Origin of the sequence: Streptomyces sp. R-74717, assembly GCF_047305335.1 — a bacterium.
GTDB lineage: Bacteria > Actinomycetota > Actinomycetes > Streptomycetales > Streptomycetaceae > Streptomyces > Streptomyces atratus.
Genome location: NZ_CP102361.1, coordinates 8,029,583 through 8,043,787, shown reverse-complemented (window position 1 = coordinate 8,043,787; position 14,205 = coordinate 8,029,583). Strand labels below are relative to the sequence as shown.

The following is a 14,205-nucleotide window of genomic DNA, read 5'->3' as shown; positions in this document are numbered from 1 at the left end:
TGCCGTAGACTTTAGCACCCGCTTAATGTCACCCCGTTCATACGTTCGGTTGCGTAGGGTGGGGAATAAGATTGCGTCAACTACTGAGACATTTGCGCCACTTGGGACACTGGCACAGATCCGTGTCATTCGTTGTCTTCATGGCGCTGTTGATCACATTCGTGCCCGACGATCCGGCGGCGGCCGGCGTGGGCAAGGTACGGCTGGCCGACCTGGAGCGCGAGCGCTCGGTCGCCGGGCGTGACTTCAAGGCCAAGCGGCCGGCTGTCAAGAACGACGCCGCGAAGGACTGGGCGCCGTCCACGGGCAGGCTCCCTGCTGGTGACTTCACAGTCCAGGTGTCCGACAGCAGGAGCAGGAAACCGGCAGCTTCAGCTGGTACATCTCCTCACGGCACCCTCGGTTCGCAGGCTCCGGCCTTCGCCGACCTGCCGGTGAGGCTGCTGAAGGTCTCCGCCAAGAAGGCCAGGTCCGCCCGTACCACCGCCCCTGTCGCCGAGGATCCCGCGCCCTCGGGTGCGGCGGCCGAGGTCGCGGTCAAGAATCAGGCCACCGCCCGCGCGGCGGGTGTCGACGGCGTGCTGTTCACCGCCGCTTCGACGAAGACCGAAACCGCCCCGCCCGCGTCGGGAGCGGTCGAGGTCGAACTGGACTACTCAGCGTTCAAGGACACCTACGGCGGTGACTGGGGATCGCGCCTGCGGATGGTGCAGCTGCCCGCGTGCGCGCTGACCACTCCGAAGAAGGCCGAGTGCCGCACCCGGACAGAGCTGGGCGGCTCCAACGACGCGACCGGTCACACGGTCAGCGCGACCGTCGACCTCCAGCAGCCCGACCCGGCCGCGCACGGCGCGGCCGGAGCGCCGATGGTGCTGGCTGCCGTCGCTGCCGCGGCCGGCCCCGGCGGCAGTCACGAGGCGACCTCGCTGTCGCCCACCGGTTCGTGGATGGCCGGTAGTTCCTCCGGCGGTTTCGCCTGGTCCTACCCCGTGGAGTCACCGGAGGTTCCCGGCGGCCCGCAGCCCGAGATCGAGCTGTCGTACTCCTCGCAGAGTGTGGATGGCCGTACCGCCTCCACCAACAGCCAGTCCTCCTGGATCGCCGAAGGCTGGGATTACGAACCCGGGTTCATCGAGCGCCGCTTCAAGTCCTGCGCCGACGACAAGGGCAAGGTCAACGACAAGGCTCCCAACAACAGCGGCGAGAGTGCCGACCTATGCTGGGGCTCGGACCACGTGGTGATGTCGCTGGGAGGCAATTCCACGGAGCTGGTCAAGAAGGACGGCACCGACGAATGGCGTCCAGCCGACGACGACGGCAGCCGCCTGGAGCGCAGGACCGGCGCGGACAACGGTGCCCATGACGGTGAGTACTGGATCCTGACCGGCACCGACGGCGTGAAGTACCACTTCGGCCTGAACAAGCTGCCCGGTGCGACCACTCAGCGCACCAACTCCGCGCTCACGGTTCCGGTGTTCGGCAACCACCCTGACGATCCCTGCCATGCCGCCACCTTCGCGGCCTCCGACTGTGCGCAGGCTTATCGGTGGAATCTGGACTACGTCACGGACCCCGTCGGTGACGCGATGACGCTGTGGTGGAACAAGGAGACCAACTACTACGGCCAGCACATGAAGGCCGACCAGCAGATCGCGTACACCCGTGCCGCACATCTGTCGCGGATCGACTACGGTCAGCGCGCGAGTGCCCTTTTCTCTGGCCTGCCGGCCGGGCGGGTCGACTTCACCACCGCCGAGCGCTGCATACCCGACTCCACGTTCGACTGTGCCGAGTCCAAGCGGACGGCCGCCAACGCCAAGTACTGGCCCGACACCCCTCTGGACCAGGAGTGTGCGTCGGGAGCCAAGTGCACCGACAAGTACTCGCCGACGTTCTGGTCCACCAAGCGCCTCACCAGGATCGGCACACAGATCCTGGCCGGTTCCGCGCTGAGGAACGTCGACGCGTGGGCTCTGGAACAGAAGTACCCGCCCACCGGTGACGGCTCGTCGCCCGCGCTCTGGCTGGAGTCCATCACCCGCACCGGCTACGGCGCCGGCGGCAGCGCGTCCATGCCGAAGGTCTCCTTCGCGGGCACCCAGATGGACAACCGCGTCGACGGGATCGAGGGCCTGCCCCCGTACTCCAGGCTGCGTATCCACGCCATCGACACGGAGACCGGCGGACGCATCGGCGTCACCTACTCGCCGCGCGAGTGCCAGGCGCTGGAACCGCGCAGGATGCCGGCCTCGCCCGAGACCAACACAATGCGTTGCTACCCGCAGTACTGGACGCCCGTGGGTGCTCTCAAGCCCGTCCAGGACTGGTTCCACAAGTACGTCGCCACTCAGGTCCGCGAGGACGACCTGGTCACTGACGCACCCGACAAGATCACCTCGTACGAGTTCCTCGGCTCCCCCGCGTGGGCTTACGACGACGGGGAGTTCACCGAGAACAAGGAACGCACCTGGTCGCAGTACCGAGGGTATGAGCGAGTCCGCACGCGCATCGGCTCCGGTACGGACGTAAAGCAGCTGACCGAGGACCGCTACTTCCGCGGCATGCACGGCGACAGGCTGCCCACTGGGACCCGGACCGCTTCCGTGGTCGACTCCCAGGGCGGCAGTACCCCGGACCTGGGCCACTACCAGGGCCAGCAGCGTGAGCAGATCCTCTACGAATCCGACGGCGGCGCCGTCGATTCCTCGACCCTGACCACAGCCTGGGCGGTCAATACGGCGAGCCGTACCCGGCCGGGCACCACCCCGCTCGAAGCGTGGATGGCCCGCCCACAGACCGTCACGACCCGTGAACGGGTGAAGGGCGAGACCTGGCGCACGTCCACTGAGACGACCAAGTACGACACCTACGGCCTGCCGTACCAGGTGGACGAGACGACGCCCGGCGGCAAGCGGATGTGCTCGCAGATCTCCTACGCCCGCAACACGGCGTTGCACCTCCTGGAGTCGGAGTCCCGCGAGCTGACCACCCTGGGCGCCTGCGGCACCACCGGCGGCAAGGTCGTCGAGGACTCCCGCACGCTCTACGACGATCTCGCCTTCGGTGCCGCTCCTGTCAAGGGGCTGGCCACCGAGGTGCAGGAACTCAACGCCGAGGGTGACGGTTACCTGACGGTCGAGAAGACCGAGTACGACATCCACGGCCGCGAGACAGCCACATGGGACGGCGAGAACCGCAAGACGGCCGTCGTCAACACCCCACCCACCGGGGCGCGTCCGGTCAAGACGGTCACCACGGACCCGCTCGGCCACACCGAGACCACCGAGTTCGATGACGTGCGCGGCTTGCCGGTCACGGAGACCGACGCGAACGACAAGTCGGCCACCATGGAGTACGACCCACTGGGCCGGCTGCTGAAGGTCTGGGAGAGCGACCGCGATCCCGCCACCCAGACGCCCACCGCCACCTACGACTACAGCGTTACCCGTGACAAACCCACGGTCGTCACCAACCGGTCGCTGAAGGACAACGGCGAGTACGCCGTCTCCTACGAGATCATGGACGGGCTGCTGCGCGAGCGGCAGACGCAGGACGAGGCCGTGGCCGGGGCCGGCCGCATCGTCAACGACACCTTCTACGACTCGGCCGGCCGCGAGTGGAAGTCCAACGACGGCTACTACCACGAGGCCGAGCCCGAACCGAAGCTGTTGGAGGTCGGCGACAACGAGGTCCCCTCGCAGAACCGCACCACGTTCAACGGCATGGGCGAAACCATTGCGGAAATCGCCTACCACCGGGGTGTCGAGAAGTTCCGGACCACCACCGAGCGCGACGGTGACGTCTCCACCGCCGTCCCGCCCAAGGGCGACACCGTCACCGCCACCTTCAACGACGCCGAGGGCCGCACCGCGCGGGTCCGGGAATACACCAACGAGGCCCGCACCACGTGGCGGGACACCGTCTACGAGTACGACGACCTCGACAACGTCGTGAAGGTGACCGCGCCCGGCGGCGCGGTCACCACCTTCGAGTACGACGGACGCGGCCGGCAGACCGCGTCCACCGACCCGGACGGCGGTCGGACCGTCCTCACCTACGACAAGTCCGACACCGTCAGCTCGACCACCGACCCGCGCGGCAACACGCTGGTGACGACCCTCGACGCCGGAGGCCGTCCCACCGCACTGCGCGAGGACAGTTCCACCGGCCCCAAGCGGATCGAGTGGACCTACGACACCCTCGCCAAGGGTCTGCCGACGGCAGCGATCCGCTACGAGAACGGCCGCCAGTACCGCGAGGAGGTCACGGCCTACGACAACGCCTACCGGGTGAAATCCACCCGGACCATCATCCCAGCCGAGGAGAACGGCCTGGCAGGCACCTACGAATACAAGTACGGCTACACCCCCACCGGTAATCTCGCCACCGCCCAGGTGCCGGGCGTGGGCGGACTCGTCAACGAGACGTTGGTGTTCCGGTACAACTCGGACGACCTGCCGATCTCCATCGGCGGTGCGGCCCCGTACGTCAACGACGTCCAGTACTCGGCGTTCGGTGAGATCCTGCGCACCGATGCGGGCTCGGCGAGCAAGAAGGTCTACGGGACCTACCTGTACGACGAGTTCACCCGTCGCCTGAGCCAGTCGATCTTCGACCGGTCCCTGAGCCCGGGCCGGATCAGCGACACCACGTACTCGTACGACGCCGCCGGGAACGTCACCGGAATCAAGGACACTCCGGGCGAAGCCGCACCGGACAGCGGTAAGACCGACACGCAGTGCTTCGTCTACGACCAGCTCCGGCAGATGACGTCGGCGTGGACGGCGAAGGACACCTGTGAGGCCGCACCGTCCAAGGACACGGTCGGCGGACCGGACGCATACTGGCAGACCTACGCCTTCGACGCGGCCGGAAACCGCACCGAGCTCGTCGAGAAGGACCCCACCGGTGACTCCGCCAAGGACGTCACCCGGACCTACGCCTACGGCAAGGCCGGCATCGGTGGACCGAACGCCCTCGCCGAGGTCACGTCCACCGGCCCCGGAGGCGAGCAGCGGAACGCCTTCACCTACGACAAGGCAGGTAACACCACCACCCGGCAGCACGACGGCGCCACCCAGACGCTGGAGTGGGATGTCGAAAGCCAGCTGCGCTCGGTGTCGGAGCCGGTGCAGGGCGGCGGGACGAAGACCACGTCCTACCTTTATGGAGCCGACGGCTCCCGGCTGATCCGCACCGACTCCGACGGCAGTAGGACGCTGTACCTCGGAGAGGCTGAACTCAAGGTCAGCGCGGATAACACCACCAAGACGGCTGAGCGGTTCTACGCCCATCCCGACGGCTCCACCACCGTCCGTGCCACGGGCGGCGCGCGGCAGCTGATGCTGGCCGACCATCACGGTTCGTCGAACACCACCGTCGACCTGGTCGCCACCGGCATGAACGTCACCCGGCGCAAGCTCATGCCCTTCGGCGAAGCGCGCGGAACGCAGCCCACGACCTGGCCCGGATCCCGCGGCTTCGTCGGCGGCACCGTGGACGAGGACACCGGACTGACGCGGCTCGGTGTCCGCGACTACGACCCCGGCACCGGCCGGTTCCTCTCCATCGACCCCATGGTCGACTACAGCCAGCCCGCCACCATCAACCCGTACGCGTACAGCAACAACGCCCCGGCCACCTTCTCCGACCCGGGCGGGCTCTTCTGGCCCATCGTGATCATCATTGGTCTCCGTGCCGCCCAGATCGCGGCCCGCAAGGCCGCCATGCGCCGACTGGCGCAGGAAGCGCTCCGCAAGAAGCTGAGGGAGAAGGCCAAGCGCGAAGCGGCAGCTCTCAAGCGGCGCCAGGAGGCGGCCCGCAAGCGCGCCAAGGCCAAGGCCGAGCGCGAAGCGGCGAAGAAGCGCGCGGCTGCCAAGCGCGCCGCCGCAAAGCGCGCTGCGGCCAAGCGCGCCGCAGCGAAGAAGGCGGCTCAACGCCGGGCGGCTGCTCAGGCCCGGATCAGGTCAGAGCGTGCCGCGGCCAAGCGCGCCGCCGCAAAGCGCGCCGCGGCTCGCAAGGCGGCGGCACGCCCGAAGCCGAAGCCCAGGCCGAGGAGCCAGCCCAGGCCGAGGCCGAAGCCCTCCCAGGCGAAGCGGCCTGCGCAGAAGGCCGTGAAGAAGGCAGCCGAGGAGGCCAAGACAGAGGGCAAGGAACAGGCCCAGGAAGCCGTCCAGCAGCAGGCCTCCGAGTGGAGCGAAGGCCAGGAGGACCCGGCTTCAGCAGCCCGGTACGCGCGCGACCTCCAAGGCCAGGAGGATAAGGGAAAGCACTCCGCCTATACTGCTGGCTTCGATCCGGGCAACCCCGGTCGGGTGTTCGTCGGCTGTTCCTCCAACCCCGACGGATGCGCGGAACGCGACGTGGAGCGGCAAACGGGCAGAGGGCCCGCCGGTGTGGTCTTCACCAAGGCGTTCGGATGGCGCGCCAAGAAATGGGTGGAGATACCCATTTGCGTCAAGTGCCAGGCCCGGTACAAGCGGAGCCAATTCCCGCCGGACGCCACGTACGACCAGGGCGGAGCGTGGTCCAATTGATGCGCGAGAACAGGAAAGGTGTCCGGTGAGCAGACAGCTGGCCGAGGTGGAGATCGCCCGCACGCGATGGGAGGATTTCCGCACGCTCGGCAACCGGTCCAGCAGTGTGCCCGACGCACTGCGCCGCCTGCTCGCGGCCGTCGACGAGGACGAGGCCATGGCGGCCTACTGGGACCTCGAGAATGTCGTGGTGGTACAGGGGCAGTTGCACAGCGCTGCGCTGCCGACGGTCTCCGTCCTCCTGGCGGGCCTGCTCGACGAACTGTCGGCCGACGCCCGGGACCTGGCCCTGGAACTCCTTCAGCAGATCGTCATGGGCGAGTCCGACGAGGACGAGGTCGCCCTGGGGCATACCGACCTGGGTGACCGCTGCCGGGAAGCCGCACGCACCGGTCTGTGGCTCGTCTACCGCGAACTGGGTACCCGACGCCGAGAGACAGCGGAGGCCATCCTGGAGCGCATCGAGAACGAGAAGCCGAGACTCGCCGCCTATCTGGCCGGTGTCCGAGGCAAGTAGCGCGCGGATGGTCCTTCAGCCGACCGGTTGAAGCAGCAGGGCCCCTGGAGACCGGCTCGTTCCCGGGCTCCAGGGGCCCTTTCCGAACCCTCGATCGCACGACCCGGCGGACTACCGCCCCGGCAGGTAAAGGAGTGGTCATGTTCGGTTCCTTCGACCAGCTTTTCACACCCAGTAGGCGGCACACCGAGGAAGAACGCCGCCGACAGGAACTGGTCCTCGAGGAGGCCGGGGACGCCGATCCGGGCAGAGGCCCGATAGACCTCAGCAGCGGTGTGGTCCTGATTCGCCCGGCACGCCCCTCGGAACCGCAGGGCACCGAGGACGACTGACCTCCTACAAGACCGGGACGATGCGGTCTCAGCCCCTTGGGGCAATGGCTACCGCCCCGACGGCAGCCCGGCGCGTCACCACGTCTCCTCATCCTCGGGGGACTGCCAGAGGAAACGGCCCTCCAGGCCGTCCGGCGAGAGGAAGGCGTACCCCACCCCGCCGTCACCGAAGTTGACCCAGAAGGGCAGCCGGTCCACGGCGAGCTGCACGAGGAGGGACCAGTCCTCGTCAGGGTCTTCGTCCTCGTCCTGCAGCCAGCGCGGCGGGATGCCCGGACCACCGAAGAACTGCAGGCGAGCCTCGGCGTGCTCACGTCTCAGCGATGCCACCGCGTCCGCCGACGCGGTGACGTCCGGGATCCGGCCTTCCCCGGGCTCCCAGGCGGACACCACCCGCACGTTTCCCTCACCGTCCGGAACCCGCCCGACGAACATCGGCAGCGCGGCAGGCCCCTCCCGCAGCTCCACAGGCATCGCAGCCCCCGGCCAACCCGCGCCCGGCGGGTCCGGAACATGGTCCGGTCCCGCCGTCGGCCCCTGGGCCTGCCTGCGCACGGTCACGAAGTCGGGCACGCGCCCGCCGGGCTGGACCAGCAACGCGTTCTCCCCGGCGTCCGGCTCCCAGGTCCCGTCGACGAATCCCTCCTCGCTGTCCGCCATGAACAGGTAAGCCAGGCGGCCGCCGGAAAGTGCGAACTGCCCAAGAAACTGCATGGGCTCACCGCTCGACCGTGAAAGCGGCCAGGCCGGCTGCTCCAGCCAGACGGGCTGCCCACCGATCTTGGTCACGGCAGTGCCCACGCGGTGCCCAGCGGGAGTGAAGGCGAGGGGAACCGGCACGGGCATTGAGCCTCCATGGGGGCGGGCCGGGATACGAGCCGCGAGACGTGGCCTCAGCGGCAGGGCTGCCGGAGCGGGTGACATCTCGAACGCTAGCTCCCCCACCGACGCCACCGGCCCCCCGCCCCCTGGAACGGACGCGCACCGGCGATCCGGCGGCGGTGCTTCACCCACGGTCCGCCGCATCGAGCCCGGCGCTCACGGCCTGACGAACAGAACAGCACCCGGAATCGGTGGCAGACGATCGAAGTCCTTGTCGCCGTCCGGGCATTTCGGTCCAGCGACACGGAATTGGCCTTGGTCTGCGGCTTTCCGCCGCACGTACGGTCACGTCATGAGGATCCGAATCGTCGATACGTTCACCGACCGCCCCTTCACCGGCAACCCTGCGGGAGTCCTGCTGCTGGACTCCGACGCCTTTCCCGACGACGAACAGCTCCAGCGGATCGCCATGGAGCTGAACCTCTCCGAGACCGCCTTCGCCCACCCGCTGCCGCCGGGCGGCGAAGCGGACTGGGCACTGCGCTGGTTCACCCCGACCACCGAGGCCGACATGTGCGGGCATGCCACCCTCGCGACCGCGCACGTCCTGCACACCACCCGGGCGGCGAGCGGCACGGTGCGTTTCGCGGCGCGGTGCGGCATCCTCACCGCGACCGCCCACCCCGACGGCACGGTCACACTCGACTTCCCCACAGCCCCACTGACGCCGGAGACCGCCCCGGCCTGGCTGGCCGCCGCCCTGGGCGCGGAACCACTCTCCGTCCACGACACCGGCCCTCACATCGGCGACCTGGTCGTCGAACTGACCGACGAGGTGACCGTACGAGAACTGACCCCGGACCTCGCCGCACTGAACCGACTCTCCCGGCGGGGCATCATCGCCACAGCCGCCGCCGAGGACCCCGCCCGCGGCTACGACTTCGTCTCCCGCGGCTTCTTCCCACGCGTCGGGATCGACGAGGACCCGGTGACCGGCAGCGCCCACACCGCGCTGGCCCCCTTCTGGTCGGCCCGCTTCGGCCGTGACGAGCTGACCGGCCTACAGGCCTCCGCCCGTCCCGGTCTGGTCCGCACCTCACTGCGCGGCGACCGCACCCTGCTGACCGGCAACGCCGTGACGGTCATCGACGGCGAACTGCTCACGGCACCCTGAGCCTCCCAATGACAGCGCGGAGGGCGTACGGACCAGTCCCGTACGCCCTCCGCGCCGAACACCGCCCAAGGACCACTCCCGTTCGCCCCGTCGGTGAACACCACACAGCGACGCCCCACCCCGCTCACGGCGTGGGCAGCCACCCCACCTTCCCCGCCAGCAGGGCGTATCCGACAAAAGCCCCGATGTCGAGCAGCGCATGCGCCGCGACCAGCGGACCGACCCGACCCCAGCGCCGGTACAGCAGCACGAAGACAACACCCATCACCAAGTTGCCGATGAAGCCGCCGACACCCTGATACAGGTGGTACGAGCCACGCAGCAACGAGCTCGCCACCAGGGCCGCCATGGGCGTCCACCCCAACTGCCCGAGTCTGCGCAGCAGATACCCGACGACGATCACTTCCTCCACCACGGAGTTCTGGAGCGCGGAAAGGATCAGGACCGGGAATTTCCACCACACATCGGGCAGTGATTCCGGGACCACGGTCAGATTGAAGCCGGCTGCCCGCGCCACCAGATAGAAGGCGAGTCCGGCACTTCCGATACCCGCCGCGACCATCGCACCGCGCCCCAGATCCGGCCATGGCCTGGTCCGGTCGAAACCGATGGCTCGCAGGCCGGCCCCCTCTCTCATCAACAGATGCGCGACGAGGGCGACGGGCACCAGAGCCGTCGTGATTCCGAAGAGCTGCCAGGCGAGATCCAGCCATGGACGCCCTGGTGCGTACGAGCTGTTGAGCGTCGCGGCCTGTTCTTTCAAACCCCCTGGTTTCGTCAGTGATCCGACAAAACTGATCAGGGCAGACACCCCACTGGCCCCCAATGAGAGAGCCAGCACCAGCACCGTTTCGGACCGCAAGATCCGTCGCGAAACAGCCTCTCGGGGGAAAGATTCAGCCACGTGCCCCGCCTCCACCTGTACACCTGCCTTGAGTTGTGCATTCACGCCCCATCCCCCTTCCCGTCCCGCTAAGGTCTCGAATGCAGGTACGAAGATCATGCGCGACAGGCCGGGGGACAACCACCATTGGTGATGGTGTGGTCCCCCTTTTCCTTGTTCATCCTCAAGGAGGGGCACCACCGTCATGGGACGTCACAGCTTGCCCGACGACTACGCGACCGATGGAAGCGGGGACGGTCCGCCGCCGCCGCGCCGCCGGCGGACCGTAGCGATCGCGACCATGCTCGTCCTCGCGGTGGCGGCGGGTACGGCAGTCGCGGTGCAGGGAGGCCTGCTGTCGTTCTCGAAGTCCTGCGAGGACTCCGCCGTACGTCTTTCCATGGTGGCCTCACCGGACATCGCCCCCGCCGTACGTGCCGTCGCCGACAAGGCGCGCCAGGACGACCTGAGATCCGACGGCCGCTGTCTGTATGTGCGGGTGGTGGCCCGCGATTCCTATAAGGTCGCCGATGCTCTCTCCTCCGGCGCCCGTACCCCGGACTACCAGATCTGGCTGCCCGACTCCGACCTCTGGCTCGACCGGGCCAAGGGCTCCGGTGACGGCGTCCCGATCACCCCCGGCGATTCCGTCGCCTCCTCCCCCGTCACCCTGGCCACGGTGCCGTCGGCGGCCAAGAGCCTCGGCTGGCCGAAGAAGAAGTACTCCTGGGCCGAGTTGACGGCCGCGGCCACGGACTCGGACAAGGTGCGTCTCGGCGCGGCCGACCCGGCACGCAGTGCCACCGGTCTGCTCGCACTCTCCAGCATCGGCGCTTCCTCCGAGAAACAGGGCGGCGACAGCGACACCAGGGTCGCGGCGACCGCCAAGCTGCTGGCACAGCGCATGTCGGACGGTGACACCCAGGTACTCGAAACGCTGGCGCAGGACGATTCGGGCGCCGAGCAGGGCAATCCGGAGCGCAACCAGGCGGTGCTCCTCTCCGAGCAGGCCGCGTTCGCCCACAACGCGGAGTCGACCGACGGTGGAAGGCTCGATCTCTTCTACCCCAAGGACGGCACCCCACTGCTCGACTATCCGTACACGCTGGTGGACGAGACCAGGATGAGCACCTCCGAGGGCCGGGCGGCCCTGCGGTTCATGACACTGCTGAATGAGCCGGGCGCGCAAGCCATCCTGAAGGAACACGGCTTCAGAAACGTCGACGGGAAGGCCGGGGAGTCGGTGGTCGCATCGGCGGGCGGCAGGAAGCCCCAGCCGTACGCCGCCGCGGCCGCCGCAGCGCCGTCTGCCGTGGCGCTCCAGCAGACGCTCGGCATGTGGACGATCACGGTGCAGAGTGCCCGGCTGACGACGGTCGTCGATGCCTCGGGTTCAATGGCCACGATCGTGCCGGGGCGCAACCAGTCCCGGATGGACGTCACGAAGGCGTCCCTGATCCAGGCCCTCAACCAGTTCACCCCGAACGACGAGATCGGGCTCTGGGAGTTCGCCACCACGCTCGACGGCGACAAGGACTACCGCAGGCTGGTGCCGACGGGCCGACTCGGGGACCCTGCGAAGGGCGGCGGCACCCACCGCGAGAGGCTCGACGCGGCCTTCTCCGCGCTGCAGCCGGTGCCGGGCGGCGCGACCGGTCTGTACGACACCACTCTGGCCGCGTACAAAGATGCCCAGGCAACGTATGTGAAGGGCAAGTTCAATGCTGTGGTGATCCTCACCGACGGCTCGAACCAGGACAACCGCTCCATCTCCCGCAGTGCCCTGGTCGCGGAACTGAAGCGGATCGCCGACCCGGAACGCCCGGTGCCGCTCCTCGCCATCGCGGTCGGCCCCGAGGCCGACCGCGAAGAGGTGAACGAGATGGCGAAGGTCACCGGCGGCGGGGGCTACCAGGTCACCGACCCGGCCGAGATCCAGGCCGTGATTCTGCAGGCCGTCATGACGGCCGGGCAGAGCAACCACGCCGCCCAGGAGTAGCGCTCGGCGCGGTCGGGAACAGCAGCGGTCGGCGGCGCCCGCCATGACGAGTCACAGTGCGGGGACAGCCGTCGGCCAGCTGTGCACAGGTTCGCCGCTGTGCATCAGCTCGGCGTACCGGCGGGTGGTCGCGGCCAGTGCCGCATGCCGGTCGAGTCCGGCCTCCCGTGCCCGGTGGTACGTGTCCACCTGCCAGGACGCTCCATTCACCCGCCGCTTGCAGCGCTCCTCGATGACCCCGAGGTAGCGGTCGCGGTCCGCGGGCTCGATGTTCCAGGCATCGAGCCCCGCAGCGGCCAGCGGCAACAGTTCGTCCCGTACGAGCTTGACCGCCGGCACCCGGGTCAGCCCGCCCGAACGGCCGGGACGGGGCCAGATCAGCTCCGCGTCGATGCCGTGGCGGCAGGCGGTGTCGAAGTTCTCGGCCGCTGCTGCGAACGGGAGCCTGGTCCACACCGGACGGGGTTCCTCGGCCAGCGCCCGCACGAGCCCGTAGTAGAGGGCGGCGTTGGCGATCACATCAATGACCGTGGGGCCGGCGGGCAGGACCCGGTTCTCCACCCGCAGATGGGGTACGCCGTCGGCCAGCCCGTACACGGGCCGGTTCCAGCGGTAGACCGTGCCGTTGTGGAGCACGAGCTCCTGCAGCCGCGGCACCCCGCCCTCGTCGAGCAACCGCAGCGGGTCCTCCTTGTCACAGATCGGCAGCAGCGGGGGGAAGTAGCGCAGGTTCTCCCCGAAGAGCTCGTACGCCGAACCGACCCACCGCTCGCCGAACCAGGTTCTGGGCCGCACCCCCTGGTTCTGGAGTTCGGGCGGCCTGGTGTCCGTGGCCTGCTGGAAGAGCGGCGGCCGCGATTCCCGCCACAGTTCCCTGCCCAACAGGAAGGGCGAGTTGGCGCCGAGGGCGATCTGGACCCCGGCGACGGCCTGGGCCGCGTTCCATACGGCCGCGAAGCGCGCCGGTGTCACCTGCAGATGCAGCTGGACCGATGTGCAGGCGGCCTCGGGAGTGATCGAGGAGGAGGTAGCGACCAATCGTTCCACGCCTTGGATATCGAGGGAGAAATCCTCGCCCCGCGCAGCCACCATTTGATCATTCAGCAGTGCGTAGCGGTCCACGTCCGAGAGGTTCGCCGCAACGAGGTCCTGACGGCCCAGGGTGGGCAGAATTCCGATCATCATGATCCCGGCATCAACCTCGCCCGCCTTCCGATGGGCATATCCGAGGCCGGTCCTGAGCTCTTCCGCCAGCTGATCGAAAACGCGTCCGCCCAGGTGGTGCGGGACTATGTTCACCTCCAAATTGAACATCCCGAGTTCGGTCTGGAAATCACGGCTCGCGATGCGCGGGAGCACCTCCCCATTCATCATCTTCGGCATGCCGTCGGAACCTGCCAGATTCAGCTCGATCTCCATGCCCATGAGGTTGCGGGGGCGGTCGAACCTCCGCTCCGCCAGGAGCCTCTCCAGCCCCTCCAGGCACTGGTGGAGCTTCCTCCGGTACCTCTGCCGATCGGACAGATCAAAGGCGCCCGCCACGACCTTCTCCCCCATCGAAGCGTCCCTCCCTCGAGTGGGCGGCCCGCGGCCCAGGCCGCTCGCGTCACGATCGATAATGCCCAGGCCGGGTGATCCATAACGCCCCCACGAACACCGCGCACCCAGTAATCTGAGGGCGCCCGCCCGGGGCACATTCCCTCGGCATGGTGCAGTGCGCAGTTTCCGCGGCCGGGTGCGTGGTGAAAACGCCGACGCGTTTCGGCCGACCGCGTCCAGGGAAAAATCCCTGGCGGTGGCTGCGCCGCTGACGACGAATCAGCAGAATCTCCGCATAATAAAGTCCTGATACCGCCTTGTCGGCAATACCTGCGACGGCTAGTGGAATCACTGCGTGAACACGTGTCGTATAAACTTCGCGGACGAGGCAGAGAGTTGACGC

8 protein-coding genes are annotated in these 14,205 nt (G+C 68.3%); 5 read left to right on the top strand and 3 right to left on the bottom strand.

Annotated features, from left to right (window positions below):
• Positions 1–140: 140 nt before the first annotated feature.
• The 3 genes from NRF20_RS36890 (at position 141) to NRF20_RS36880 (ending at position 7,385) form a co-directional block, all read left to right on the top strand.
• A complete protein-coding gene (locus tag NRF20_RS36890) occupies positions 141–6,536 on the top strand; it encodes an RHS repeat-associated core domain-containing protein (protein ID WP_413753971.1) in 6,396 nt (2,131 codons plus the stop codon).
• A 25-nt stretch (positions 6,537–6,561) separates the two neighbouring features.
• Entirely contained in the window at positions 6,562–7,053 is a 492-nt protein-coding gene (locus NRF20_RS36885) for a hypothetical protein (RefSeq protein WP_398632456.1), read from the top strand.
• Positions 7,054–7,193: 140 nt separating this feature from the next.
• On the top strand, positions 7,194–7,385 hold the full coding sequence (locus NRF20_RS36880) for a DUF6191 domain-containing protein (protein ID WP_266363381.1): 192 nt from the start codon (positions 7,194–7,196) through the stop codon (positions 7,383–7,385).
• Between the two features lie 75 nt (positions 7,386–7,460).
• Here the strand turns inward: NRF20_RS36880 and NRF20_RS36875 are convergent, their stop codons facing one another.
• Positions 7,461–8,099, bottom strand: coding sequence for a hypothetical protein (locus NRF20_RS36875; RefSeq protein WP_413753970.1), 639 nt, complete (start codon positions 8,097–8,099; stop codon positions 7,461–7,463).
• Positions 8,100–8,559: 460 nt separating this feature from the next.
• Here NRF20_RS36875 and NRF20_RS36870 point away from each other — a divergent pair, with 460 nt between their 5' ends.
• Entirely contained in the window at positions 8,560–9,381 is an 822-nt protein-coding gene (locus NRF20_RS36870; protein ID WP_398632454.1) for a PhzF family phenazine biosynthesis protein, read from the top strand.
• Positions 9,382–9,505: 124 nt separating this feature from the next.
• On the opposite strand, the gene NRF20_RS36865 is transcribed toward NRF20_RS36870, so the two are convergent.
• A complete protein-coding gene (locus NRF20_RS36865) occupies positions 9,506–10,285 on the bottom strand; it encodes a CPBP family intramembrane glutamic endopeptidase (RefSeq protein WP_398632544.1) in 780 nt (259 codons plus the stop codon).
• Positions 10,286–10,469: 184 nt separating this feature from the next.
• Here NRF20_RS36865 and NRF20_RS36860 point away from each other — a divergent pair, with 184 nt between their 5' ends.
• Positions 10,470–12,263 (top strand): substrate-binding and VWA domain-containing protein, encoded by a 1,794-nt coding sequence (locus tag NRF20_RS36860; protein WP_398632453.1) that lies wholly within the window; start codon positions 10,470–10,472, stop codon positions 12,261–12,263.
• 51 nt (positions 12,264–12,314) lie between these two features.
• Here NRF20_RS36860 and NRF20_RS36855 read toward each other — a convergent pair whose 3' ends face one another.
• Entirely contained in the window at positions 12,315–13,820 is a 1,506-nt protein-coding gene (locus tag NRF20_RS36855) for a glutamate-cysteine ligase family protein (protein ID WP_413753969.1), read from the bottom strand.
• Between the last annotated feature and the right edge of the window lie 385 nt (positions 13,821–14,205).